Annotated in this window: 18 protein-coding genes, 4 tRNA genes and 1 pseudogene; 14 read left to right on the forward strand and 9 right to left on the reverse strand. The window is 58.9% G+C overall.

From position 1 onward, the window contains the following. The first annotated feature begins 26 nt into the window (after window positions 1-26). The 6 genes from AC0L7L_RS06090 (at window position 27) to AC0L7L_RS06115 (ending at window position 5,529) form a co-directional block, all read left to right on the forward strand. Entirely contained in the window at window positions 27-314 is a 288-nt protein-coding gene (locus tag AC0L7L_RS06090; protein WP_473513797.1) for an acyl carrier protein, read from the forward strand. 99 nt (window positions 315-413) lie between these two features. Then, window positions 414-902 (forward strand): 3-hydroxyacyl-ACP dehydratase FabZ family protein, encoded by a 489-nt coding sequence (locus AC0L7L_RS06095; protein ID WP_272210864.1) that lies wholly within the window; start codon window positions 414-416, stop codon window positions 900-902. Between the two features lies 1 nt (window position 903). Further along, window positions 904-2,106 (forward strand): beta-ketoacyl-ACP synthase, encoded by a 1,203-nt coding sequence (locus tag AC0L7L_RS06100; protein WP_473512745.1) that lies wholly within the window; start codon window positions 904-906, stop codon window positions 2,104-2,106. A 14-nt stretch (window positions 2,107-2,120) separates the two neighbouring features. After that, window positions 2,121-3,404, forward strand: coding sequence for a beta-ketoacyl-ACP synthase (locus tag AC0L7L_RS06105; RefSeq protein WP_272210866.1), 1,284 nt, complete (start codon window positions 2,121-2,123; stop codon window positions 3,402-3,404). A gap of 66 nt (window positions 3,405-3,470) precedes the next feature. Further along, entirely contained in the window at window positions 3,471-4,502 is a 1,032-nt protein-coding gene (locus AC0L7L_RS06110; RefSeq protein WP_473512747.1) for a zinc-binding dehydrogenase, read from the forward strand. Window positions 4,503-4,602: 100 nt separating this feature from the next. Further along, entirely contained in the window at window positions 4,603-5,529 is a 927-nt protein-coding gene (locus tag AC0L7L_RS06115) for a lipid A biosynthesis lauroyl acyltransferase (RefSeq protein WP_473512749.1), read from the forward strand. Between the two features lie 13 nt (window positions 5,530-5,542). On the opposite strand, the gene AC0L7L_RS06120 is transcribed toward AC0L7L_RS06115, so the two are convergent. Next, window positions 5,543-6,034: a hemerythrin domain-containing protein gene (locus AC0L7L_RS06120; RefSeq protein ID WP_473512752.1), complete on the reverse strand. Its 492-nt coding sequence runs from the start codon at window positions 6,032-6,034 to the stop codon at window positions 5,543-5,545. 219 nt (window positions 6,035-6,253) lie between these two features. On the opposite strand from AC0L7L_RS06120, the gene AC0L7L_RS06125 reads away from it, so the two are divergent. Beyond that, on the forward strand, window positions 6,254-7,717 hold the full coding sequence (locus AC0L7L_RS06125) for an MFS transporter (protein WP_272210872.1): 1,464 nt from the start codon (window positions 6,254-6,256) through the stop codon (window positions 7,715-7,717). Between the two features lie 93 nt (window positions 7,718-7,810). Here the strand turns inward: AC0L7L_RS06125 and proX are convergent, their stop codons facing one another. From proX to AC0L7L_RS06140, 3 genes are all read right to left on the reverse strand, one after another. After that, window positions 7,811-8,707, reverse strand: a complete 897-nt coding sequence (proX, locus tag AC0L7L_RS06130) for a glycine betaine/L-proline ABC transporter substrate-binding protein ProX (protein ID WP_473512756.1) — start codon at window positions 8,705-8,707, stop codon at window positions 7,811-7,813. A gap of 224 nt (window positions 8,708-8,931) precedes the next feature. Further along, window positions 8,932-9,843, reverse strand: coding sequence for an ABC transporter permease (locus AC0L7L_RS06135; protein WP_473512758.1), 912 nt, complete (start codon window positions 9,841-9,843; stop codon window positions 8,932-8,934). Window positions 9,844-9,863: 20 nt separating this feature from the next. Then, window positions 9,864-11,108: a quaternary amine ABC transporter ATP-binding protein gene (locus tag AC0L7L_RS06140; protein ID WP_272210875.1), complete on the reverse strand. Its 1,245-nt coding sequence runs from the start codon at window positions 11,106-11,108 to the stop codon at window positions 9,864-9,866. 459 nt (window positions 11,109-11,567) lie between these two features. On the opposite strand from AC0L7L_RS06140, the gene AC0L7L_RS06145 reads away from it, so the two are divergent. Together AC0L7L_RS06145 and dgt are read left to right on the forward strand one after the other, a co-directional pair. Next, window positions 11,568-12,200 carry a J domain-containing protein gene (locus AC0L7L_RS06145; protein ID WP_473512761.1) on the forward strand — a complete coding sequence of 211 codons (633 nt, stop codon included), beginning with the start codon at window positions 11,568-11,570 and terminating at the stop codon, window positions 12,198-12,200. 28 nt (window positions 12,201-12,228) lie between these two features. Then, a complete protein-coding gene (gene dgt, locus AC0L7L_RS06150; RefSeq protein ID WP_272210877.1) occupies window positions 12,229-13,560 on the forward strand; it encodes a dGTP triphosphohydrolase in 1,332 nt (443 codons plus the stop codon). Window positions 13,561-13,565: 5 nt separating this feature from the next. Here the strand turns inward: dgt and AC0L7L_RS06155 are convergent, their stop codons facing one another. From AC0L7L_RS06155 to AC0L7L_RS06175, 5 genes are all read right to left on the reverse strand, one after another. Then, window positions 13,566-14,099: a DedA family protein gene (locus AC0L7L_RS06155; RefSeq protein ID WP_272210878.1), complete on the reverse strand. Its 534-nt coding sequence runs from the start codon at window positions 14,097-14,099 to the stop codon at window positions 13,566-13,568. Window positions 14,100-14,283: 184 nt separating this feature from the next. Continuing rightward, window positions 14,284-14,358 (reverse strand) — tRNA-Glu (locus AC0L7L_RS06160). 78 nt (window positions 14,359-14,436) lie between these two features. Continuing rightward, window positions 14,437-14,511: transfer RNA gene (locus tag AC0L7L_RS06165), tRNA-Glu, on the reverse strand. A 112-nt stretch (window positions 14,512-14,623) separates the two neighbouring features. Then, a tRNA-Glu gene (locus tag AC0L7L_RS06170) sits at window positions 14,624-14,698 on the reverse strand. A 166-nt stretch (window positions 14,699-14,864) separates the two neighbouring features. Further along, window positions 14,865-15,305, reverse strand: coding sequence for a VOC family protein (locus tag AC0L7L_RS06175; RefSeq protein WP_473512764.1), 441 nt, complete (start codon window positions 15,303-15,305; stop codon window positions 14,865-14,867). 162 nt (window positions 15,306-15,467) lie between these two features. Here AC0L7L_RS06175 and AC0L7L_RS06180 point away from each other — a divergent pair, with 162 nt between their 5' ends. The 5 genes and pseudogenes from AC0L7L_RS06180 (at window position 15,468) to AC0L7L_RS06200 (ending at window position 25,569) form a co-directional block, all read left to right on the forward strand. Continuing rightward, window positions 15,468-16,046 (forward strand): cold-shock protein, encoded by a 579-nt coding sequence (locus AC0L7L_RS06180; protein WP_473512767.1) that lies wholly within the window; start codon window positions 15,468-15,470, stop codon window positions 16,044-16,046. A 174-nt stretch (window positions 16,047-16,220) separates the two neighbouring features. After that, window positions 16,221-16,697 carry a DUF192 domain-containing protein gene (locus AC0L7L_RS06185; RefSeq protein ID WP_272210881.1) on the forward strand — a complete coding sequence of 159 codons (477 nt, stop codon included), beginning with the start codon at window positions 16,221-16,223 and terminating at the stop codon, window positions 16,695-16,697. Between the two features lie 68 nt (window positions 16,698-16,765). After that, window positions 16,766-16,842, forward strand: a tRNA-Pro gene (locus AC0L7L_RS06190). A gap of 270 nt (window positions 16,843-17,112) precedes the next feature. Then, a pseudogene (locus tag AC0L7L_RS06195) lies at window positions 17,113-18,065 on the forward strand (DDE-type integrase/transposase/recombinase). A gap of 361 nt (window positions 18,066-18,426) precedes the next feature. Next, a complete protein-coding gene (locus AC0L7L_RS06200; RefSeq protein ID WP_473512771.1) occupies window positions 18,427-25,569 on the forward strand; it encodes an autotransporter outer membrane beta-barrel domain-containing protein in 7,143 nt (2,380 codons plus the stop codon). The last annotated feature ends 82 nt before the right edge of the window (window positions 25,570-25,651 follow it).

Below are 25,651 nucleotides of genomic sequence, written 5' to 3' on the forward strand. Positions count from 1 at the left end.
GGGCTGAATTGATAGTTTGAAGAGGTATAGGCGTGAGCGCTACATTCGATAAAGTTGCCGACATCATCGCGGAAACGAGCGAGATCGACCGCGAAAAGATTACGCCGGAAAGCAACACGATCGACGATCTGGGCATCGACAGTCTTGATTTCCTCGATATCGTCTTTGCCGTTGACAAGGAATTCGGTATCAAGATTCCGCTCGAAAAGTGGACTCAGGAAGTCAATGAGGGCAAGGTCGACGCGGATGAATACTTCATCCTGAAGAATCTCTGCGCCAAGATCGACGAACTCAGGGCGGCCAAACAGTCCTGATTTTGCCAGGCAGCCCTCCATGCGGACAAGCTTCGGAGCCTGCCGTGGCTTCCGGTTTCTGGCCGTAAGTGACACAGGCAGGAGAGGCTGAAGGCATTCATGCTGCTCGAATATTTTCAGATGATTGACCAGATCGTGTCCGTGGATATCTCTGCGGGCAGGATCAATGCACGCTCGACGGTGCCGGAGAACAGCCCTGTTTTCGAAGGACATTTTCCGGGCATGCCGCTGGTACCCGGTGTGTTGCTCATCGAAACCATGGCGCAGGCGTCCGGCATGTTGCTGCTTGGCGTCAACGACTGCTCATCCATGCCCTTCCTTATGATGGTCGACAGCGCCAAACTGCGCAGTTTCGTCGCGCCGAATGCCGTCATCGATATTGAGGCGGTGCTGGAGCACGAAGGATCGGGCTTTGCCGTGACAAAGGCGAAGATAGCCTCGGACGGCAAGCCTATCTCCAGCGCGCAGCTGAAATTCAGAACGCTCTCTTTTGAAGATAATGATCTCGCGCCGATCGTCAGGCGGCGCGCCGAGGAAGTCGGTCTGTTTGCCGCGATCGCGCGCAGCCAGACCGTGGAAAGGTCCTGAAATGACGAAGTCGGACAATGATGTCGTTGTCACGGGTATCGGACTTGTGACCAGTTTCGGTGTCGGACAGGCGCCGCATGTCGCCATGCTGACCGGAAGCGCCACGCCCGCGGTCAATGTCGACAGTGAAATCTGTGCACCCTATCCGGTGCATCCGCTGCCCGAGATCGACTGGAAAGACCAGATCCCGAAACGCGGCGACCAGCGGCAGATGGAGAACTGGCAGCGTCTCGGTGTGTATGCGGCGGGCCTTGCGCTCGACGATGCCGGGGTGAAGGGCAATGAAGATATCTGCTCGACGATGGACATGATCGTGGCCGCCGGCGGCGGTGAGCGCGATATCGCCGTCGACACGATGATCATCAATGAAGGGCTGGAACGCAGCGACCGGGAAATTCTGCTCAACGAGAAGCTGACCACGGAATTGCGTCCGACCCTGTTTCTGGCCCAGCTGGCTAACTTGGTGGCGGGCAATATCTCGATCGTGCAAAAGGTTACCGGTTCGTCGCGCACCTTCATGGGTGAAGAGGCCGCCGGCATTTCCGCCGTTGCCACCGCCTATGCCCGTATTCTTGCCGGTCAGTCGACGCACACACTTGTCGGCGGGGCCTTTGTTGCCGAGCGGCGCGATATTCTTTTGATGCTGGAAGCCGTTCATGCGCTGTCGCGCGGCGCACGGGCACCGCTCTGGGATCGTGCAGCCGAAGATGACGGCGGCATGGTGATGGGCTCAGCGGGTGCATTTCTGGTGCTTGAATCACGCGCCTATGCCGAGACGCGCGGCGCGCATATCTATGCGACGATTTCCGGTGTCGAGGGTGATCGCGGCAAGCGCGACGAGGGCAGGCTTGAAAAACGTCTCGGCCGGCTGTTTGCCGATGCAGGCTTTGAGGGCGGCGAAGGTGACGTCGTGTTTTCCGGCGCGACAGGCCTTACTGCGCTGACGAAGCGCGAGGCGGATTTCGTCAAGCAAGCGTTTCCGGATACCCCGCTTCGCGGCTACACCGGCATAACCGGCCATGCCATGGAAGCCAATTTTCCCCTCGGTATTGCGCTTGGCGCGCTGGCGCTCGACAACAAGACACCGGTCCCTCTCTTCAATGACGGTGAAGGACCGATGAATGCGCCGGCGCAAAAGATCGCCGTGACCAATGTTGGCCTGCAGCGCGGCGAAGGTGTTGCCGTGCTGGTTGGCGAAAACTGAGAAAGGACCGGCAGATGAGCAGCAAATTTACCGATCATCTGGGCCGTCCGCTCGTCGCGGTGACCGGGATGGGCGTTGTGACCTCGCTCGGTCGCGGCCTGAAGGACAACTGGGAACGGCTAACCGCCGGCGTTTCCGGCATTCATGGGATTTCGCGGTTCCCGACAGAGCTTCTGTCGACCCGGATCGCCGGTACAGTGGATTTCATCCCTTCCGATCCCAATCCGGTAGCGCGGTCGTACGCGTTTGCCGAGGCGACGATTGAGGAAGCCCTCGAAATGGCCGGGCTTTCAGGTGATTTCGATGCGCCGCTGTTCCTCGCCGCCCCACCGGTGGAGCCGGAATGGTCGATGCGCTTCAATCTGGGCGACCGTGCGCCGCCGCCGAAAGAAGATAATGACGTCTATGTCCGCTTTCTGGCGGCCATGCGCGAACAGGCGGATCCGGCTTTCCACGAGGCCGTGATGTTCGGCTCGATCTCGGAGCGGATCGCTGACCGGTTTGGAACGCGCGGCCTTCCGGTCACGCTGTCGACGGCCTGTGCCTCCGGTGCCACTGCGATCCAGCTCGGCGTTGAAGCCATCCGTCAGGGCCGCACCGACAAGGCGATGACGGTGGCCACCGATGGTTCGGTGACGGCCGAGGCGCTGGTGCGTTTCTCATTGCTGTCTGCGCTTTCCACCCAGAACGATCCGCCGGAAAAGGCCTCCAAGCCGTTCAGCAAGGATCGCGACGGTTTCGTGATCGCCGAAGGGGCGGCCACGCTCATTCTCGAATCGCTGGAGGCAGCACATGCCCGTGGCGCCAAAGTCTACGGCATTATCCGTGGTTGCGGCGAGAAAGCCGATCATTTCCACCGGACCCGGTCTTCGCCCGATGGCGGCCCGGCGATCGCGACCATTCGTGCGGCACTTGAGGATGCGGGGCTCGGCATCGACTCGCTCGATTACATCAACGCCCACGGCACTTCGACGCCCGAAAACGACAAGATGGAATATTCCGCTCTCAAGGCCGTGTTCGGTGATGAGCTGATGCCATCCATTCCGCTGTCATCGAACAAGTCGATGATTGGCCATGCGCTGACGGCCGCGGGCGCAGTGGAGGCAGTGTTCTCTCTGCAGACCATGCTCACGGGCGTGCTGCCGCCGACCATCAACTACATCAATCCGGATCCGACGATCGATCTCGATGTGGTGCCGAACACGGCGAGGAATGCTTCGGTTTCCTCGGTGCTTTCCAGTTCGTTCGGCTTTGGCGGGCAGAATGCCTGTCTGGTGATGACCCGCGAACCGTCCTGACGGCAACGCGTGGAGATTTTTTGGGTGGTTTTTGCTGCCTTTGACGAGACTGCGAAGGAATGACCAATGCGCGCATTGCAGCTGATCGATGATCGCAAGATCGAAATACGGGACGTGGCCGAACCGGAAGCGCCCGGTCCGGGAGAAGTGACGCTGAGGCCGAAGGCGGTTGCGCTCAACCACATTGACGTCTGGGGCTGGCGCGGCATGGCTTTTGCCAAGCGCAAGCTGCCGCTCACCATCGGCGCGGAAGCGTCCGGTGTTGTCGAGGCGATCGGCCCGGGCGTTGCCAATGTGCTGCCGGGCCAGTTGGTTTCAATCTATGGCGCACGCACCTGCGGCCACTGCAAGGCCTGCCGCGAGGGCAGGGACAATCTTTGTGAACATGTCGGCGGCGTGCATGGCTTCCATCTCGACGGATTTGCCCAGGAGAAGATCAATATTCCGGCACGTCAACTGGTCGTTGCTCCGCCCGGTATCGATGCTGTTGCCGCCGCCCTTGCGCCTGTTACCTTCGGAACCGTCGAGCACATGTTGTTCGATAATGCCAAGCTGCAGCCGGGTGAGACCATTCTCGTTCATGCCGGTGGATCCGGTATCGGCTCGGCTGCGATACAGCTTGCAAAGAAAATGGGCTGCAGGGTGATCACCACCGTCGGCTCGGAAGACAAGATGGAGAAGGCGCGCGCGCTCGGCGCCGACGAAGTCATCAATTATCGCGTAGACCGTTTCGAAGGCGTGGTCCGCAAGCTTACCAAAAAGAAGGGCGTCGATGTCGTTTTCGAACATGTTGGCGCCGATACGTGGGCAGGCTCGATGCTTTCCATGAAACGCGGTGGCCGGCTGGTGACCTGTGGCTCAACCTCCGGCGTTTCCACCAGTGTTAACCTGATGATGCTGTTCCAGCAGCAGCTGAAATTCTTCGGCTCCTTCGGCTGCCGGATGGAGAACATGGAAAACGCCATGCAGAAAATGGCGCAAGGTATCGTTCACCCGGTCATCGACACGCTGGTTGGTTTCGACGGTATCGACAAGGCGCTTGAGCGTATGGAAAGTCGTCAGGTCTTCGGCAAGATCGTGCTCGAGATCGGTGACTGAGCGTTTGCCGTTGTTAAGCTTGGCGTAAACAAGAATCACAGTTAAAAGTCGGGCGGCACGATCTTTCGTGCTGCCCGCAGTCAATTTTGGATCTGAGTCTGTGAAGTTCTTCATCACCCGTATCGTTCTCAAAGCCCGCCAGGTCCAGCAATGGCTGGTCGCTTATCTGGTCTTCGGTCTGCTTTCAGTGTTCAAGCTGTTTCCCGCTGACGGTTCGATCCGCTTTGCAGACTGGGTGATGCGCAAGATCGGGCCATTCACCGGCCGCCACAAGCTGATTCTCGAAAACCTGCATTGTGCGTTTCCGGACAAAGACGAGGCCGAGATCACGCGCATCGCGCTGGAAAGCTGGGGGCATATCGGCCGGCTTGCCGCGGAATATGTGTTTCTGGATGAACTTTTTGACTTCGACCCTGATGATCCGGGGGTGGGCCGGATCGAGGTTGCCGGCATCGAACGTTTCAGGGAATTGCTCGAGCTTGATCGGCCATTCATCGTGTTTACCGCCCACACCGCCAATTTCGAAATTCTACCGGTGGCTGCCGCATCTTTCGGGCTGAACGTTTCGGTGCTGTTCCGCCCGCCGAACAACCCCTATATCGCCAGCAAGGTCTTCCGCTTTCGCCGCAAGCGCATGGGCGAACTGGTGCCTTCGCATGCGGGATCCGCCTTTGCTCTGGCCAGTGCGCTGGATGCGGGCAAGGGGGTCGGCGTGCTGGTGGACCAGAAATTCAAACGCGGAATGACCTCGCAGTATTTCGGACAGGACGTCCGAACCAATCCGCTGTTGGCAAAGCTTGCGCGTCAGTTCAACTGCCCGGTTTTCCCTGCGCGTTGCATTCGGTTGCCGGATAACCGTTTCCGCCTCGAGCTTGAAGAGGAATTACCGCTGCCGCGCACGGCGACGGGAAGCGTGGATGTGCCCGCTACGGCGCAGGCGCTCAACGACAAAGTCGAATCATGGGTGCGCGAAAATCCCGAGCAATGGCTCTGGTATCATGACCGCTGGAGCCGCCGGGGGCGATAGGGCGCAAGCACCGTCAGCGCCGCAGGCGGTTGGCTGCAAGCTCGTGCTCGAATGCCAGATGCCGCCGTAGAGCGCCGAACAGGCCACGCAGCATATAACCGACAGCTTCCGTGTTTACGCCGCCGCCTGTTGAGAGCCGTCGCAGCACCTCGGTGACCTCTTCGGCAAAGCACAGATCCTCGAAATGCTCGTATGAGAGCCGATCCAGCGCATCGGAAATCAATGCGTGGCGATCATCGGCCCGGCGGATGGCCGGGAACACACGCATCTCTTCCATGTCCTGTGCCGCCCTGAGCGTCTGCACCAGCTTGTCGGCCAGTTGGCGACAGTCGTCACGGTTGACGTTCGCCGGAAGCGAATCGGCGACCGCTTCGAGCGCGTCGCACAAGCGTTCGATCTGTGCATGTGCGGACATCAGCGCTTCGCCGGCCGCACTAAGGTTTTCTGGGGTAGGCTGGTTCAATCTCATGTCCAAACAATGTGTGACGAGGGTTTCGGCAGTCATGCGTTCCTCCCTGCTGAATCGACCGTCCGGCTGTTATTTGCAGACAAATCGCACCCGCTTTCATTGACTTAGGTCAAGAATGGCGCACACGGCGGCCTACGCCTGCCGCACCGGGCTATGTCAATTCGCGGTTTGCTTCAAAAATGTCATTAAACTCACAAGTGTGGCGGCTAGAAATTGCCCGCAGAGATTATGGCCAATTCTCGAAGGAAAGACCGTATGAACGACATTTTGAGCGATCAGTCGCACCTGAAAGCTGCGCGCAGTGTGCAGTTTTATATCGACGAGCGCCCTTACTGGGTTGATGGGACCGAAGCGCCGCCGCCGAAGATGACGGACAAGCAGTGGCTTATCTGGTGGTTGTCGGTCGCCGGAAAGTTTTTCGAAGGTCTCGTCGTGTTCATGACCGGCGTGGCCTTGCCGCTGATCGCCCGCGAATTCGGACTCAACGCTTCGCAACATGGCATGGTCGGCTCCGCCTCGCTGTTCGGCATCCTGATCGGTGCCAGTGCGCTCGGCGGCCTTGCCGACCGTTACGGTCGCAAACGGGTCTTCATCTTCGAGCTCGGCCTGTTCATCGCTTTTCTCACGGCGATTGTTTTCACCCAGAGCTTCGCATGGCTGATCGTCTGCCTTTTCGGCATGGGACTTGCGCTTGGTTGTGACTATCCTACCGCCCATCTTGTGATCTCCGAAAGCACGCCCTCGAGAAACCGGGGAGGGTTGGTGCTCTCGGCCTTTGGTTTCCAGGCTGTTGGCGCGATCTTCGGGACAGCGCTTGGTTACATGATCCTGACGATTGACCCGTCAATCGGTGCCTGGCGCTGGATGTACGGGGTCGCAATCATCCCCGCGCTAGCGGTCTTTATCGGACGTTTTTTCATACCGGAGAGCGCGCATTGGCTGGCTGTGCATGGCCGGGGCCGTGACGCGGAGACCGAACTGCAAAAATTGCTGCAGCGCGAGCCGGCCTATCCGAAAGCCATCAGTCTCTCAGAGCCTGCCGAGCCACATCACAAAGCCCGGACGGGCTACCGCGGGCTGTTCAAGAAACGCAATATCCGGGCGCTGGTGCTGTCGTCTGTTCCATGGTTCCTTCAGGACCTCGGCACCTATGGTATCGGGATTTTCACGCCAACGATCCTGGCGGCAACCGTCGGCCATCAGCGCGAGCATGCCCAAAATGTTGCCGATCTGGTGCACAATGATCTGATCGCGGCGAAAGGAACGGCGCTGCTGGACATATTGCTTCTGGTCGGAATCATCGGCGCTGTGCTTCTGGCCGACCGTATCGGACGCATCCGGCTTCAGGTTTTCGGGTTTATCGGCTGTGCCGCGGGTCTGTTTATTGCGGCCCAGGCCGGGAGCTACTCGGGTGCCACGCAGACCGCACTGGTGTTCGGCGGGTTCATGCTGTTTAACTTCATGACCAATCTTGGCCCGAACGCCCAGACCTATCTGATCGCCGGCGAGGTGTTCCCGACACGCATTCGCGGAACAGGCGCGGGCTTTGCCGCGTCATTTGCAAAGATCGGCGCTTGCCTTACCGCGTTTCTGTTTCCGGTCCTGCTGGCCGATATCGGCACGACGGCGCTTCTTTACGGTCTGGTGGTAACCTCTTTGATCGGCGCGGTGGTGACATTCTTCTTCCGGATTGAAACCCGCGGCGTTAGCTTGGAGTGACGGTAGTTGTTTCCGGCTGATATCAAAAAACCCGGCCTTTTACAGCCGGGTTTCCTATTATGCTCTGAATGAGACAGGGCAGTCGCAGTGCTATCAGTTGGCAGCAGCGCGTGCCTTTTCAAGCCAAGTGTTGACCTGGTCCTGATTGTCCTTGATCCACTGGGTGGCCTGGGCCTGAACATCGTCATTGCCGTTGTTCATGGCGGTGTTCTGCGCGAAGATCGCCGGCAGCGGGATCGATACTTCCTTCAGAAGCGTATCGACAGCCGGGTTTTCGGCGATGAACTCGTCATTGACGACCGGTACGATGTCATTAGCGACGAAGCCCATGTAGCACGGATCGGCGACGCAGGTGTCGAGGCCCTTGGCCGGAGCCGGCAGATCGACGCCTTCCTTTTGCGGAACTTCGATCCACATCACATCCTTGCCCGGTGCCAGCTGGTCAACGGTCCAGTTCGGCGTCCAGGTGTAGAACAGGATGTGTTCGCCGTTCTGGTAGGCAGCGATTGCATCGGCCATGGAAGCTGAGTAGCCGGCCTTGATCGGGTTGATGTCGTCACCGAGGTCGAAGTCTTCCATGTGCTGCGAAATCGTCAGCTCGCAGCCCCAGCCCGGAGGGCAGGCGACCAGATCGGCCTTGCCGTCACCATTGCGGTCGAAGGCTTCCTTGACTTCGTCACGCTTGAAGTCGTCAAGCGTCTTGATGTCGAACTTTTCGACGGCGGCCTTGTCGACGAGGTAGCCCTGAAGCGCGCCGCCCTTGGCAACTGCGCCATCAACCTTGGCCTTGCCCTCAAAGGTCGATTTGTAGGTTTCGTGCAGCGGGAACCAGCCATTGACCCAAAGGTCGACGTCACCCTGAGATACGGCCTGATAGAAGGCCGAGGCGCCGAGCGTCATCGGGCCGGATACGCTGTAGCCGAGATCTTCAAACATCTGCTTGTAGATTTCGGCCTGGAACCAACCGGTATCCCAGTCTGCCTGCGCCATACGAATGGTCTTGCCGTCGCCAGTGCTCCTGCGCGAAAGCCGCAGTGGCCGGAACGAGACTGGCCGCACCGATCATGAGGGCGGCGGTAATCTTGCTGAGATTGTTGTTCACGAGTGTTTCTCCGTTTTACGTGTTGCGGCGTGTCGCCTGCACGTGGCAGGCGCATCGCCTTGGCTACGGGATCGGAGATCCCTTGAAAGCGGCCCTCGAGCCGCTCTCTTGCTTAATCGGCGGCCTTTTTCTGGCCGCTGAACAGAGTTCCCAACGCCTGACGGAACGTCATCCGGTTGGGATCGGAAGGCTCAACGAGGCCCTGAGTGATGCGGTCGAGCACAATCGCCAGAACCACGATGCCAAGGCCGCCAGCGGTCGCGCCGCCGACATCCAGCCGGCCGAGGCCGGTGTTGACGACCTGTCCAAGGCCGCCCGCGCCGATGAGCGCTGCGATGACAACCATCGACATGGCGAGCATCAGCGTCTGATTCAAGCCCGCCATGATGGTCCGCATCGCAAGCGGTAGCTGAACTTCGAACAGGGTCTGGGAGTAAGTTGCGCCAAAAGCTTCCGATGCCTCGATAAGATCGGTGCGCACATTACGGATGCCGAGATTGGTCATGCGAATAATCGGCGGCAGTGCAAAGATGATCGTGGCGATGATGCCGGGTGCCATACCGACACCGAAAAGCATAACGATCGGAACAAGATAGACGAAACTTGGAACAGTCTGCATTACGTCGAGGATCGGTCGTACGATCTTCCACGTCGTGTCGCTGCGGGCCACCAGAATGCCGACTGGAACACCGAGGATGGTACAGAAGATCACCGAGGTCAGGATCATGGCGAGCGTTGTCATCGTGTCCGGCCACAGTCCGATGAGGTCAACGAAAAGAAAGCCGAAAATGGTGACCAGCGCCATGCTCTTGCCGACGATCCGCCAGGCGAGAAGCGCAAAGATTGCGGTCATCGCCAGCATGGGAACCCATGCCAGGAAGGTGTCGAGTGCCATCAGCACCTGGTTGACCGGCACCTGAAGTGCACGGAAGAACGGCCGAAAATTGGGAACGAGGAAGCCGCGGACGAAGTCGTTGACCCACGTGTCGAACGGGATCGTGAAATACTGAGATGGATCTAGCAAATCTCTGGTCTCCTGTCGGCTTACTCGGAAGCCGGCTGGTTAGCAGCCGGTTTCTGTTTCTGCTCGTCGGTTTCTTCAGTCGGCGCTTCTGGTTCTTCTTCATCAGCAGCAAGTTGTTCGAAGATGTCGTCTTGCGAGACCACCCCGACCAGTTTGCCGTCATCATCGGTCACGGCCATGGGGACACCGCCCTGAGCGGCCCCGTAGACTTCGTTGAGGAATGCTTCTTCTGAGATCGTCGGTGGTTCCGCGAACATGACCTCGCGCACCGGTGTGTTGCGCGGGCACTGCAAGGCGTCGGAACGCATCAGCAAACCGACGGGCACGCCGCGTTCAACCACATAGGCAAGGTCCGACTTGGCCTTGTCCATGACGCCGAGCGCGTCGCGTGCGGTGGCATCGACCTTAACCCAGGCGGCATCGTTGGAAATATCGGAAACCTTGAACACCCGGCTGCGGTCAATATCGGAAACGAACGCACGGACATAATCGTCTGCCGGATCCGAAACGATTTCCTGAGCGGTGCCTACCTGAACGAAAGCACCGTCTTTCATGATGGCAATACGATCACCGAGGATCATTGCCTCGTTAAGGTCGTGGGTGATGAACACGATGGTTTTCTTCAACTCTTTTTGAAGAACGATCAGCTCATCCTGCATTTCGCGACGGATCAGCGGGTCAAGTGCGCCGAAAGGCTCGTCCATCAGCAGGATTTCAGGATCGTTTGCCAGCCCGCGTGCAAGGCCGACACGCTGCTGCATGCCGCCGGAAAGCTGGCTCGGATAGCTGTTGGCGTAGGCATCCAGACCGACCTTGGCGAGTGAGGCGAGGGCCTGTTTGTGGCGCTCGTCCTTGTCGACACCCTTGAGCTTCAGGCCGAAGGCAACGTTGTCGATAATGGTTTTATGAGGAAACAGCGCAAAGTGCTGGAAAACCATAGTGATTTTCTGCCTGCGCACATTTCTCAGCGCTTCCTTGCTGCAGGAAGCAACGTCGACATCGTCGATCACGATAGAGCCGGATGTCGGCGGGATCAGGCCATTGAGCGTGCGGACGATGGTGGACTTACCGGAGCCTGACAGGCCCATGATGACGAAAATTTCGCCTTCCTGAACTTCGAAGCTCACGTCGTCGATGCCAACGGTCACACCGGTGGCCTTGAAGATTTCTTCCTTGCTTTCGCCGGCGGCGAGGCGACGTGCCCCTTCGCCGCTATCATCGTTGAATAGCTTGGAGACGTTTTTCGCGGTCAGTTTGACAGTCATACCTCTTCCTTACTCGGCAACAGGGGGATGAGGTTCCCTGAGGCGTGCGATATTCGGTTGTGCCTGCGTGCGCGGCCCGCGTGGGCAACGCAACGGGTCGCTGGAAGCGACGCTCGCTTCCATCCGGACATCTCTTTCGCATTCGAGCAAAAGCGCAGGATCGGCTAGGCCGGTCCGGCGAATGTCCGCTATACCCCAAGGCTCATGGGAGCCCGACAAGGCCGCCTTATCCATTGTCAATTCAACGATATCGCGGCCTGCGTTGTTTAGAATTATGGCGGTGCAATGTCAAATTTCAGGCGTTCAGGTGGCGAAATCTCGGCTATGCTATCTGAAATAGGGTGTTCTGTTTTTTTCAACCCTGTCCTTCCGATGTAGGGTGGCTTTCGGCTTGAACCGTCGGCGCGAGCAGAGTAGTTCAAAGGGGCATTTGATTGACATGGTGAGACGGGCAGTATTTTGATCGACCCCTATGAAGTGCTTGGCGTAGACCATGATTGTGACGAGAAGGCCGTGCGGGCGGCCTATCGGCGGCTTGCCAAGGATGCACATCCCGACAGCGGCGGTGATGACGAGCGTTTCGCCCGGCTGCAGGCGTCTTATGACCTGTTGAAGGATCCGGTCCGGCGCAGGGTGTTTGACGACACCGGCTATGACCCCGAGCTTGCTGATGCCAAGGATCTTAAAGGTCTGCTTCTGCTGGAGCCGCTCGTCAACGAGATGATCCTTGATGACCGGGAACCGGGCAGTTTCGATCCGGTTGCGGCAATGCGTCGCAAGCTCTCCGACGATATCCTGAAGAGCCGCTTTCACATTCTGGAGCTTGAGCGTCACCGCGCCCGCGTGCGCAAGCACATGGCGAGGCTCGGCCGCCGCAAACGCGATAGCGGAACCTCCGATGTTCTCGGTTCCATGCTGCGCTCGCGAAGCGAATCAATCGCCGAGGCGATCCGAAACGCTGAGGCGCAGATCGACGCGATCGAGCAGGCCTATACGATGCTCGAGGGCTATGCCTACGAGATGGAGAGGGATGAAATCGCTGCCAACAGCGATGACGAGACCGGGGATAATGACGGCAAGGCTGCGGAATAACACCGCCTGCTGACAGGAAGGGACACGCATGGCGGCGATGGAATGGCCGAAATTGCTGGATCTGGAACCGTTGTTTCAGACTTCGCGCCAGCAGAATGCGCGTCGCCCTGCCTATGATCAGGACGCTGACCGGATCAGCTTCTCGGCGCCCTTCAGGCGGCTCGCCAACAAGACGCAGGTTCATCCCCTTTACGATCACGACCACATCCATCACCGGCTGATCCACAGTATGGAAACCGCAAGTGTCGGCCGTTCGCTCGGCCTCGAGGTCGGTTGGTGGCTGGAACAAGCGGGCAAGGTGGAAAAGGGCGGGCAGGCGGTTGTTGCCGGTCTGGTGCACGCTGCGTGCCTCGCCCACGATATCGGCAATCCGCCCTTCGGCCATTCCGGCGAGGCCGCCATCGGTGCGTGGTTTGCCGAAAAGTTCGACAGGGGCGCCGGGCTGTTTGCCGATCGTGAAACCTGTTTTGCTGAGGAATTCGAGGCATTTGAGGGCAATGCCCAGGGGTTTCGCATTCTTGCCGGGCTGGAAATGCACAGGCGCGGTGGCATGCGGTTGACCCATGGCACGCTGGCAACGTTCCTCAAATATCCGGTAACGGCGCGGGTGCGTGGATCCGTTCCGAACCGTGACGGCGGCCTGAAAAAGTTTGGCGTCTTCGAAACCGAGCGCGAGGCGCTTCAGGTGGTTGCCTCTCAGACAGGTCTTGTCGCCGGTGATGAAACGGCGACATGGTGGCGGCGTCATCCGCTGGTCTATCTGGTCGAGGCCGCTGACGACATCTGTTACAATATCCTCGATCTCGAAGATGCTTTCACCGCAGGCGATCTTTCATACAGGGAAGCCGCTGACCCGCTTTCGGCTGTTGCGGATATGGTGCCACGCGATGACCGTGGCAATACGCCGGCGGAGAAGATGGCGCTGCTGCGCGCCGTCGCCATAAGCCGGGCATTTGAGGATTGCAGCAAGGCCTTCAGCGCGCATTATGATGCGATCATGACTGGCACGTTTTCGTCTGGTCTTGTGGAGGCGTCCGCCCAAGCGGAGCATTTTGCCGCGATTGGCAGGCTTGCCAATGGCCGGATCTTCACCTCACCGCGCAAGACAGAGCTGGAGGTGATGGGCCGCAACCTCGTTCACCGCATCCTTGATGGCGTACTGCCGGTGATCGAAGCGCTGGCAGCAGTGGATTTCGACAGCGACAGGCTGTCGGGCTATCCCATACAGCTTCAACGCGCTCTCGGCATTGACCTGCGGCATGCCCGCGATCCCTATTCGGCGCTGCATACGCTTGCCGATTATGTTTCTGGGATGACCGACCGTTATGCCGTGAAGATCGACCGGATGATTTCCGGCTGAGCCCGTTACTTCATCAGATCATGAAAGTGTGAGGCGAAGAAGTCGCCGAATACAAACGGCGCGGAAGTCCAGACGGCTGTCCAGAGCAAGGCGCCGGCGATGTTAGCCAGCAGGAACGGCGGCCACCGCATTGCCATCATGCCGGCGACGATACCGTTCAGTTGCCTGAGAATCACGACGAAACGTGCACCGACTACGACGGCGGGACCGCGCCGCATGTAGAGGCCTTCGATCCACGCCCGCCGGTCTTCGTTGAGCCCGATATAACGGCCGTAACGGTCGATAATGGTGCGGCCGCCATAACGGCCGATCGCATAGCCGGTGTTATCGCCGAGAACCGCGCCGGCGAAAACAGCAAGAAACACGCCCTCGATCGGTAATTGTCCGGTTGATGCGAGCAGCGAAGCGCCGATGACCCCGCTTTCGCCGGGCAAGGGCGCGCCGAGCGATTCCAGATAGACGATGATAAAAAGCGCCGGCAGCCCGTAATGCTTGAGATAGGGCTCGATCAGCGCTATCGATTCATGGATCAGATGCATGCCTGTTCCTCGTCCCGGTGTGGCCGCAGCGGCGCCGCAATTTCCGACAGTTTACCGTCGACTATTATGTTTTGCTAATAAAACGCAAGCCACTGCAATGTGCTGAAATGCATGAATATGGGCGCCGATAGGGGCAGGCCTTTGTGGAAATGTTGATTGAGACCGGAGTGGGGCTGTGGATAGCTGGTACGCCCTAGGGGAATCGAACCCCTCTTTCCAGAATGAGAATCTGGCGTCCTGACCGATAGACGAAGGGCGCAAGCGCCCATGAAGGCGCAAACACACTGACGGTAGCCATCGCTGTTTTGCAGAGGTGGTTGCCGGCTGGCAGACTGAATGGCACGCCCTAGGGGAATCGAACCCCTCTTTCCAGAATGAAAATCTGGCGTCCTAACCGATAGACGAAGGGCGCGCATCTCAGATCGACGAAACCGCCCATGCGGGGTCGCCGGTCAGCGAAAACACCGTATATCCGGAGCTATACTCCGGACCTTTCGCAGCAAGGTCTGTCGACCATGTGCGAATGGCACGCCCTAGGGGAATCGAACCCCTCTTTCCAGAATGAAAATCTGGCGTCCTAACCGATAGACGAAGGGCGCGTGCGTTCGCTGGGCGCCCTTATAATCAGGCAATAGAATTGCTGCAAGCGTAAAACAGCGATTCCTTCAAAAAAACGACATGTTGCAAATGCGATCACACGTCGGCGCGTAAGCATCTGATTTTTATGGGAAGATGCCGCGCCTTCTGACGCGACATCGTTTGGGCTTACCAGCTGCCGGTATTGGGCATCGATGCCCAGGGTTCTTTCGGCTCGAGGGGGTCGCCTTGCTGTAGAATCTCTATCGAAATGCCGTCCGGTGAACGGACGAAAGCCATGTTCCCGTCGCGTGGCGGGCGGTTGATGATCACGCCTGCATCGGAGAGCTTCTGGCAGAAATCGTAGATATTTTCGACACGGTAGGCGAGGTGCCCGAAATTGCGACCTCCGGCATATTCCTCCGGATCCCAATTGTAGGTGAGCTCGAGTTTCGGCACATGTTCGCCGTCACCGTTTTCGAGGTCTCTGGGGGCTGCAAGAAACACCAGCGTGAACCGGCCCTTGTCATTGTCGATGCGGCGCACTTCCTGAAGGCCCATAAGTTCGCAGTAAAAGTGCAGCGAAGCATCGATGTCCGTGACACGGACCATGGTGTGAAGGTAATGCATTTTTCTCTTCCCTATGGTGTTTTCAGAGACGAACTGTCATTCTGGAGGTCCCGCAAATAGGAGTTTTACGTTTTGAACTTGCGGGAACCCGCCGGATGAATGTTATTCTTATGACAAGAATCAGTTAATTCGTTGCCGGATTTTTTCAAGGAGCGGGGCGGTATGGCCGAGAGGTCACAGTCAGAAAGATACGCGGCCGGAGAAGAGGCGAGCACGGAAACGGGGGAGCTGATCGAGGTTACCGGTTTCGTGAAGTGGTTTGATGTCGGCAAGGGCTTTGGCTTTGTCGTGCCGGATAACGGCATGGAGGATATTCTCCTGCACATCACCTGCCTGAGGCGTGACGGCTATCAGACCATCCTGGAAGGCACGCGCGTTGTCGCCCTTGCGCAGATGCGGGATCGTGGCCTGCAGGTTTTCCGCATTCTCTCCATGGACCAGTCGACGGCGGTGCATCCATCGCAATTGCCCCCGGTAAAGACGCATGTTCAGGTCGAGCCTTCGAGCGGGCTTGAGCGGGTTCTGGTCAAATGGTTCAACCGCGAGAAGGGCTTTGGTTTTCTGACACGGGGCGAGGGGACCGAGGACATTTTCGTGCATATGGAAACGCTCAGACGCTACGGCATTACCGAGTTGGTGCCCGGGCAGAGCGTGCTTGTGCGCTTTGGCCAGGGCCCTAAGGGGCTGATGGCGGCTGAGGTTCATCCCGATCAGCCGTCACCCCAGCGACACACGCATTAACGTCGCTCAGGCTGCGCGCGCTAATGTGAGATGCGGACGGCGAAAATCCTTTTCTGAAACCGATACGAGGCGCTATTAATGTTGTCTCTAAACCTGATGCGAAGCGCGCTGGAGTTCTGGCCGGTTTTGCGTCCTGGGCCGTTTGATGTCAGAATCCGAAAAGGAAGACAGGTGATGCTGCGAATACGTGAACAGGCGCTGGCTGTCGTCACGGCGTTTTTTCTGTTCTTGTCTGCCGGGGTTGTCGCAGCCCAGAGCGATGAAATCCGCTTTCCTGTGTCGGAATTGACGCTTCACACCGAAAGCGGCGATTATCCCCTTGTTGTTGAGGTTGCGACAAGCTCTGCGCAGCGCCAGCACGGGCTGATGTATCGCACCGAGCTTGCCGGGGGACAGGGTATGATCTTCGATTTCGCTGTGCCGCGTCCAGCGTCGATGTGGATGGCGAATACGCTGATTCCGTTGGACATGGTGTTCATTCGCGCCGATGGAACAGTTTCAGACATTTATGAGAACGCCCAGCCACTATCAAAAAGAGTCATCAGTTCATCCGAGGCGGTCAGGTACGTGCTGGAAATCGGCGGCGAGCAGGCCGCACTTTATGGGCTCAAACCGGGTGATAGTGTGAGCGGACCGGCACTCGACGAATAGCACCTTTGCGACAAAATCCTATTTTTCCTGTTGCGGCCGCAGAGCCTTCAGTGTATCCGGGCCGCAGTCGGAGTGTAGCGCAGCCTGGTAGCGCATCTGGTTTGGGACCAGAGGGTCGGGAGTTCGAATCTCTCCACTCCGACCATTCATCATTTTGAAATTTCTTTTTATTTTTTCGGGCGTGAAACTACGCGAAGCTTTCCGTGTGAGTGCATTGTGGGTGCAATCAGGCTCTTGTGGGTGTGTTTCTGCAGCTTCTGGATTATCAAATCCGTCGCGCGCATCGGGCCTTCGAGATAGTCAGGATCGATTTTTTTGGACCAATCGGTCGTTCTGGAGCCTTCTGCGACAATGGACCTGCCGCGGTTTGATGCCGCTCCTTTGATGGCATTTACTGCAACAAAGGAGACAGACCATGGGAGAGAAACGGACGGACGAACTCCGCCAGGATGCGGTGCGGATCGCATTGACCAGTGGACTTACGCGTAAGCAGGTGGCTGAGGACCCTTGTGTTGGAATATCGACGCTGAACACATGGATTACCACCCACCGAGATACGGATGTTGTGTCACAAGACGATTTGGGCCTCGCCCAGGAGAATGATCGGCCTCAGTGCGAGATTCGCTTCCTCAAGGAGGAGCGGGACATCCTAAAAAAGCAATGCAGTTCTTCGCGCCAAAAGCCTTGAGGTTCAGGTTCATCGAAAAACACAGGGATGCGTTTTCAGCCGCCCGTCTATGTCAGGTTATGGATGTCAGCTTGCGTGGGTTGCGTGCGTTCCGCAATAGGCCAGCAAGCCGCAGGCAGCGATCTGACATGGCGACGGTGGCGCAATCAAGGAGTAATTCCGTCTCATCCTTGGCCGCGATGGCAGCCACGGATGACAGAAGAGTTGAAAGAGATCGGACTGGATACGGTCACCGTCGTGTTGGCCGTCTGATGCGCCAGAATGGTATATCCTTGGTTAGAACCGGCAAACACAAGGTCACGACTGACAGCAATCGCATGAAGCGTGATCTGGCGATCCGGGCCCTAAAGACGGCAATCGCATTGCGTGCTCCCCCAAAGCACTGCGGTCATCACACGGACCGTGGCAGCCAATATTGTGCGCACGACGACCAAAAGATCCTGCATCAGCACGGGTTCAAGGTCTCCATGAGCGGCAAGGGTAATTGTTACGACAATGCAGCTGTGCAGGCGTTCTTCAAAACCATCAAGGCAGAACTGATCTGGTGGCGGCCATGGGCAACGCGAAGGCAGTTTGAAATGGTAATCTTCGAATACATCAACGGCTTCTACGATCCACGGCGACGCCACTCTGCACTGGGCTGGACAAGCCCCGTCGCTTTTGAACGGAAAGTGGCATAAACGAGCGATTGGGCCGGTACGAAACCTTGACAGGTCCAGCCCGACGAAAACTGGCCCTGTGGCGATATAACGACAACCACGTCAGGCCACATTCCACGCTGTGCAATAAAACGCCGATCGAAGTGCGGCGAGAAATGAAAGATTGTGATGCGGGCGCCACCCAGACACTTGCCCACGAAAATCAACCAACTACAAATCACTAACCCGCTTCCGGAGTTTTCGAAAAACTGGACAACATTCGTCGCCCTTTTTTGTCGACAAGTGCGGTCGATCGCGGCTAGGAATAGGTAAGGGACTGCTGACGTGCCTTGGGATGGGCACGGAGCAGATAACTGCAAGCTGGCTGGATTGGATGGGGCTGATGGACGATAAGAGCGGATCTATGTGTGTCGAAACCACCGGGCGAAGCAAACCGGGAGATCGTCCCGCTTCAAAGCCGGCCTCCCGGCCCGGGCGCGGCAAGATCAAGCTCGTCGCATCCTCGCTACTGTTTCAGTCGACCGCGCTTGCGGGAACGCTGGCCGGTGTGCCCATGCCGTTTTACGGGCGCGGACTTTATTCGCGGGCCTATGCAGCGGCAACCTGCGACCCGTCCGAAGTGCACACCGAATCGGCTTCAGGTGTCAAAACAGACAATTTTGATGACCGCAAAGAGGCTATCTATTCTCAGACGATCAGCTGCACGATTAGTTCCGGGACTTTGACCACGACGCAGTATGCCTATAGCGGTGCCTATATGGCGGTTACCGATCTGTGGACCGGCAATAGCAGCGAAACCTACCGCGGGCAGACCTATTACGTGCACTCCAACTGGGGCTGGGCCGGTTTTAGTGTGAACGTCACAAACAATGCGACGATTAAGATTACCGATTCTGCTGACACCCATTTGCTGTTTGAGCCGGGAGATGACATTCCCTACAGCAATCTGCGTATTGGCAAGACCCAGTCTAACGGACTGAATGCCGTGTCGCTCGGCGCGCTTAACTGGAGCCCGCATGACGATAACAAGAAAACCGGCGGGGGCGATGGCGGCAGTGTTTCGATCATCAGTTCCGGGGATATCTCAAGCTCGGTTGGCGGCGGCATTTTTGCCCTCTCACAAGGAGGGACCAGTCGGGATACTCACGGCGTTAACGGTACCGGAGGTCGGGGTGGACCTGTTTCCGTTTATTCAACGGGAACAGTGTCCGGTGCCAGTTTCGGCATTGCTGCGCTGAGCGTTGGCGGCCCGGCAACCTATTCGGATTCCGGCAATTATACCAGCGGTGGTTATGGCGGCCCGGTTTCGGTCTACACATCGAAATCCGTTTACGCGACCACCAGCGGACCGTCTATTCTTGCTGCTTCATATGGTGGCAACACACCCTATAACACCAACAGCTTCGACGCAGGTCCCGGTGGAAATGGCGGCGGAAACAACCCTATAAATGACCAGATTGTATTTTGGGCTGCCAAGGTGCAGATCGGTTCAGTAAAGACACCGATGACCGGCAAAATCACGACACAGTCAGCCGGGGCTGTTTATCTTGGGACCAACAAACAGAGCGTACAGCTCACCCGCAAAACCGGTGCGGCGATCATGGCAATCGCAAGGGCCGGTGATGGTCTGCCCAGTGGCGGCAAGAGTGCAATGGTAGGCGGGTACGCCATGCCAGTTGAGGTGGCTGTCTTCGGTGGGGCATCGACCCTGCTTCAGACAAACGGTGATTACTCTCCCGGCATTCTGGCTGTTAGCCAGGGTGGCACGTCATACGAAAGCACCAAGGACGATCACGAAGCGTCGGGCGGCCTAGGCGAAAACGTAAATGTTGCGCTGACGGGAGGAGGAAAGATTATCACCAGTGGCGGTGAGTCAAGCGGTATCATCGCGCAATCTCTGGGCGGCGGCGGGACAGGGACCTATAAAGATAACATCTTTTACGGAGTAGGCGGCTACGCCAAAGATGTCATCGTAGCGAATGATTTTGCGATCACCACGACCGGTGATCACTCCCATGGGATCGTCGCACAGTCGGCCTCCGCTGCCGATGGCGACGGGATTTATATCAATAACAGCAATGATGCGCTGACCTGGGGCGACACCAGCGCCAGCGGTTCGACCAGCAGCGATGTGACGGTGATCAATTCGGGTAATATCACCGTATATGGCATCGATCTGCACGGCATTGTCGCCCAGTCCATTGGCGGCGGCGGCGGCCTGTTGCAGTCCACCGCGACGATATCGACCGCGAGTTCGGGTTACAAGAACGGTTCGCCGATTTCCGATCCGACCGGCGGACAGACGATCGGCGGGCAGAACTACGGCTCCGTTCCTGCCACGGTGACTGTCATCAACAAGGGCAATATTTCGACCTATGGCGGCTATGCCGGCGCCAAGACTGCCGCCAGCAGTTCCGACGCAACGGAGCTTGGCGGCGGTATCGCCATTCTGGCGCAGTCGATCGGCGGCGGTGGCGGCACCAATAGTGGCGTGGGCGCGACGGGCGCGATCGGCGCAGGGAAAAGCGCCAGTTCGGCGGGCCTGAAGAGCAGCAGCAGCGAAGACGGCAGCAATGGCGGTGCTGTCAATGTCATCAATTCCGGCAATCTTGCCACGACCGGTTCGGAAGCGCACGGCATCGTTGCACAGTCGATCGGTGGCGGCGGTGGTCAGGGACGCAACAAGAAGGGTCTGTTCCACACCGTCGGCGGCAGTGGTGGGGGTGGCGGCTACGGCGGTGTCGTCAAGGTTACCACCGAAGCCAACACCGCGATTACACTGAAGGGCGATTATGCGATCGGGATTGTCGGCCAGTCCGTGGGCGGCGGCGGCGGCGTCGGCGGCCAGGCAACCGCCTGGGGTATCGGGTTTTCAAGCTCCACCGGCGGCAGCGGCGGTCCCGGCGGCGATGGCGGCAATATATACGTGACCCAATCCGGGTCAGGCACCAAGGGTGCAAGCGACTACAGCGTGGTCTCGACGAAGGGTGATCATGGCACCGGCATTCTGGTGCAGTCGATCGGCGGCGGTGGCGGCGTTGGTGGCAATGGAAAATCGACCAGTGTCGGCGCCGGCGTCTCTATTTCCAGCGCGCATGGCGGATCCGGTGAACATGGCGGCGGTGGCGGCGATGCCAAGGTCGATATCAACGGTGTGGTATCGACGTCCGGAACGGATGCCCAGGGTATTGTCATTCAGTCGATTGGCGCCAGCGGCGGCAGTGGTGGTCAGGCTTCTTCGAAGGCGATCGCTGCAGGCGTACCGTTCGATGAAGACGGCAACACGATATCACTTTCCATTTCCATGGCGCATGGCGGCACGGGCGGTGCCGGTGGCGATGGCGGCACGGCAGAGGCCAATATCTACAAGACATCCAGAATCATAACGACCGGCGACGGCGCGGCCGGGCTTGTCATTCAGTCGATCGGCGGCGGCGGCGGTAATGGTGGCGACGCGACCGCGAGCTCCGTCTCAAAATCGATTACGTCATGGCTGAACGACGGTGACGATGATGATGACGACGATGCCGATACAGATGAAGACGAAGGTATGAATTTCGCCGTTTCGGTGAATTCCTATTTGGGCGGTACCGGTGGCGGTGCCGGGAGCGGCGACAAGGTGAGTGTCAGCCATGTCGGTGCAATCAGCACGACGGGCAACTATGCAGACGGCATTCTGGCGCATTCGATCGGCGGCGGCGGCGGCAATGCCGGCACCGGTTCCGGCTCGACCAAGGCCGCAAAAGGCATCAAGTCCGCGGCGTTCAATGTCGGTCTGGGGGCCAGCGGCGGAAAGGGCAATAGCGGCGGCAGCGTCGATGTCCATATGGACGACAGCGCGGCCTCGATCTACACCCGCGGGCATGTGTCACGCGGGATTTTCGCCCAGTCGATCGGCGGCGGCGGCGGTTCCTCCTCCGGCGGTGGTGGCATGGGTGATGCCGACTGGGGTCTCACCATCGGCCTCGGGGCCAGCGGGGAGGCAGGTGGCGATGGCGGTTCCGTCGTGATCTCGAGCGAAGGCACGATCGTGACCAGGGGCGACTGGTCGGATGCGATCCTGGCGCAATCGATCGGCGGCGGCGGCGGGGCAGCCGGCTCAGGCAAGAGCTCGCTCTCGATCAAGCAGGACGAGGATGACGACAGCGATGATGATGACGACGACGCAGAATCAGCGGATGAGTCCATGTTCGTGTTTGCGTCGTCAGACGACGATGACGACAGCGACGATGACAGCGACAGCGACGACAAGGCTCTTACATTCGGCGTAACCGTCGGTGGGGCCGGCGGCTATGGTGGCTACGGCGGGAGCGTGACCATCGGCCAGGATAGCTCCGGCACGGTGGTCGGGACCGGGACGATCCATACCTACGGCACGATGTCTTCAGGCATTGTCGCTCAGTCGATCGGCGCAGGCGGCGGCTCGGTGGCGGTTTCCTCGGGCAGCGATGATTCCGACGACAGCAGTTCTTCCAGTTCGTCGGACAGCTCCGACAGCAGCAGTTGCGACAGCTCGAGCAGTAGCTCCAGCAGCGACGATTCCAGCTCGGGCGACAAGGATAGCTGCATCAATTTGACCCTTGGGTCCGTTGGGGGCGATGGGGGCGATGGCGGCGACGTCTCGGTTTATGCCAGTAACATCTATACCGCCGGCTTCGCATCGCATGGAGTGGTCGCCCAGTCGATCGGCGGCGGCGGCGGCGGCGGCGTGTCCTCCGGCCTCGCGGTCTCGAAGGTCAAGATCAAACTCGGAGGCGGCGGAAGCAGCAGCGGCGGAGAGGGCGGTGCGGTGACCGTTACCACGCTGGCCGGCTCCAAGATCGAAACCAAGGGCGAGGCGTCCCACGGCATCGTCGCCCATTCGATCGGTGGCGGCGGCGGCCTTGGCATGGTGGCGCTCGGCACGGCGAGCAAGGTCAACGACGACACGCTGAAGGACATACTCTCCGTCAAGCTGGGAACCTCTGGCTACCCGCCTACCTCCCGCGACTCCGTCGATGGTGAGGCGGTCACCATTAGCCACAAAGGCGCTCTCTCCACGGCGGGTGAGCGCGCGGTCGGCATTGTGGCGCAGTCGATCGGCGGCGGCGGCGGCTTCGTCACGGCATCGGAAGCGGTGCTGAATTCGGTCTCGTTCGAGACGAAACAGGCAAGGGCCGGCAGTCGCGACGTCACCGTCACCCTGCACGACGGTGCGTCGATCGTGACAAGCGGTGACGGCGGCGTCGGCATTCTGGCCCAGTCGGTCGCCGGCGGTGGCGGCGTCGCGGCGGATCTGAACGCCAAGTTGAACACTTACTATGTTGACTTCGACAAGGGCACTTACACGTCGAGCGGCTACGGCGGCTACAATCACCAGTCGGGGACCGTCACGGTTTCGGTCAATTCCGGCACCTCGATCGCGACTACGGGAAAGTATGCCCACGGCATCATCGCCCAGTCCGTAGCCGGAACAGGGGGCATTTTTGAGAAGAACGGCAAGACCTATGCCGGATCGTTCCACCGCAACAGCTATAACAGCGATGGGATCGTCAGCGTAACCGTCGACGGAACGGTCAAGGTCAACGCCGACAACGCCTGGGGCATCTGGTCACAGACCCAGGAGAACAAGATAACCGTGACGGTGGGTTCGTCGGGCACGCTCTCGGGTCCAAGCCCGTCCGACGGCAATGGTGGCGCCGCACACGCGGCTCTGAGCACCGACGGCACGGCGACGTTCGATAACTCCGGTACGGTTGCCGGCAACGTGGTCCGATCCATCGCCGGCGAGGAAGACTGGTCGAAGGTCTACGCCTCCAGTAAGTCGGCGGCCGCCGACGGTGCCGTCCGGCTCAGTACCGTGCCGCTCGCCAGCCAGGCGGTGTTCCTCAACCAGGGCCGCGGCACGTTCGTCACCGGCGCGATCGCCGATGTCGATACCGTGCTGAATGCCGGCACCATGAACATCGGCGGTGAATGGAATCTGATCGAGACGATGGTAACGGGCGATCTCGTCGGTATCGGCACAGCGGATGCGGGCAGTGCCTATGATGTCGCAGGCATCGGCCTTTCGACGGAATTCTCTCCGTTCGGCTATTTCCGTCGCAGCGAACAGAAGGACTGGCGGACCGCGACTTCAAGCAGGGGCGGCCTGATCTCCGGTCTTGATGTCGACATGGAACATGGCATTGCCGACAAGCTTTTGGTCCGAGGCGATTTCGCGGGCACCTGGGGCGTCGATGTCAATGCCAACGCATTGCTCCCCAACACCAGAACGGAGTTCCTCAAGGTCTCTGGCAGCGACACCTCGGACCTTTCGATCCTGTCATCGCTGGTGTTTGACTTTACCGATGCCAGTACCTCACCCGAAGGCTGGACCGGCTTCTCGGTCGCAAGCGCCCATTTCGCCAATAATGGCGTATCGCTCGGTCGCAACGGCAGTCAGGCATCTGCTGCCCTGCAGCAGGCCTGGGACAGGGTTGAGAACGGTTCGGCAACCGAGGTCAAGTTCGGTGATGACGAGATCTCGCTCGGACAGGTCTTTGGGGCCTTCCATCAATCGACGCCGGAGACCTTCTCCGACATGCTGATGGAAACGATCTCGCAAACGGCGGCCGCGCCGCTTTCGTCTTCGCCTTCGGCGGCGATCAGCGCGGCCAACAGCGTTCTGTCCTGCCCGGCTTTCGAGACGTCGGGCGTGATGATGGATGAAGGCTCATGCGTGTGGAGCCGTGCCCTGGGTGGTGAAACGACCCAGGACAGTCAAGGCGACGAGGCCGGCTATACCCAGTCGAAAGGCGGTCTGCAGATCGGCGGCCAGATGGAGCTGCGGGACGGCTGGTTCCTGGGCTCCGGATTGACCTATGAGAGCAGCTGGTTCCGCAATGACAACGGCACACAGAAGCTGGATCAGGATTCGTTCGTGGGCGCCGTCGCATTGAAGAAGGAAATCGGTCCGTGGCTGTTCGGCATTGTCGGCGGCGGCGGTTACAATTGGGGCGATTCCAAGCGCTATATCAACCTCGACACGCTTTCGGCGACGGCAACCGGCAGTCCGGATTCCGCGATGTTCTTCGGGCGGTTCCGGGCGTCCTATGAAGTCGCGCTCGGTGATGCGTATTACATGCGCCCGCGGGTCGATCTCGACGCCATCAACATGCATCAGTATGGCTATACCGAAAGCGGCGCAGGTGCGCTCAATCTCATGGTTGACGGCAATTCCGACACCGCTTTCGGCGTGACGCCGGGGATCGAGTTCGGCGCCCGCATCCCGTTCCTCGAAGACTGGCCTGCGCGGCTATACGGCGATCTTGGCGTGTCCTTCATCTCTGCGGATGAATGGGAGACAACGGCGCGATTTGCCGGCCTGTCGTCGATGGAAAGCTTCTCGACCTTTGCCCCGATTGCAGACACAGTCGGGCATGTGACGCTCGGCCTTGATCTCGCCAAGCGGCAGGGCATGGAGCTGAAGCTGCAATATGACGGCTCATTCGCCGATGACTATCGCTCCCACACAGGCTCGCTGCGCTTCGGATACAGGTTCTGATCAACCGGATGCACAGCGAGCAATGATAGCGTCGTGTCGAAAACGTGCCGGCACGACGGCTATCCAACGAGACAAAAAACAA

Source organism: Martelella sp. K41-7 (genome assembly GCF_055808365.1).

Excerpts from the sequence above, each read along its gene's own strand:
- AC0L7L_RS06095 (WP_272210864.1), top strand. The coding sequence starts at position 414 with ATGCTGCTCGAATATTTTCAGATGATTGACCAGATCGTGTCCGTGGAT.
- AC0L7L_RS06100 (WP_473512745.1), top strand. The coding sequence starts at position 904 with ATGACGAAGTCGGACAATGATGTCGTTGTCACGGGTATCGGACTTGTG.
- AC0L7L_RS06105 (WP_272210866.1), top strand. The coding sequence starts at position 2,121 with ATGAGCAGCAAATTTACCGATCATCTGGGCCGTCCGCTCGTCGCGGTG.
- AC0L7L_RS06110 (WP_473512747.1), top strand. The coding sequence starts at position 3,471 with ATGCGCGCATTGCAGCTGATCGATGATCGCAAGATCGAAATACGGGAC.
- AC0L7L_RS06120 (WP_473512752.1), bottom strand. The coding sequence starts at position 6,034 with ATGACTGCCGAAACCCTCGTCACACATTGTTTGGACATGAGATTGAAC.
- AC0L7L_RS06125 (WP_272210872.1), top strand. The coding sequence starts at position 6,254 with ATGAACGACATTTTGAGCGATCAGTCGCACCTGAAAGCTGCGCGCAGT.
- proX (WP_473512756.1), bottom strand. The coding sequence starts at position 8,707 with ATGGCGCAGGCAGACTGGGATACCGGTTGGTTCCAGGCCGAAATCTAC.
- AC0L7L_RS06140 (WP_272210875.1), bottom strand. The coding sequence starts at position 11,108 with ATGACTGTCAAACTGACCGCGAAAAACGTCTCCAAGCTATTCAACGAT.
- dgt (WP_272210877.1), top strand. The coding sequence starts at position 12,229 with ATGGCGGCGATGGAATGGCCGAAATTGCTGGATCTGGAACCGTTGTTT.
- AC0L7L_RS06155 (WP_272210878.1), bottom strand. The coding sequence starts at position 14,099 with ATGCATCTGATCCATGAATCGATAGCGCTGATCGAGCCCTATCTCAAG.
- AC0L7L_RS06175 (WP_473512764.1), bottom strand. The coding sequence starts at position 15,305 with ATGCATTACCTTCACACCATGGTCCGTGTCACGGACATCGATGCTTCG.
- AC0L7L_RS06180 (WP_473512767.1), top strand. The coding sequence starts at position 15,468 with ATGGCCGAGAGGTCACAGTCAGAAAGATACGCGGCCGGAGAAGAGGCG.
- AC0L7L_RS06185 (WP_272210881.1), top strand. The coding sequence starts at position 16,221 with ATGCTGCGAATACGTGAACAGGCGCTGGCTGTCGTCACGGCGTTTTTT.
- AC0L7L_RS06200 (WP_473512771.1), top strand. The coding sequence starts at position 18,427 with ATGGACGATAAGAGCGGATCTATGTGTGTCGAAACCACCGGGCGAAGC.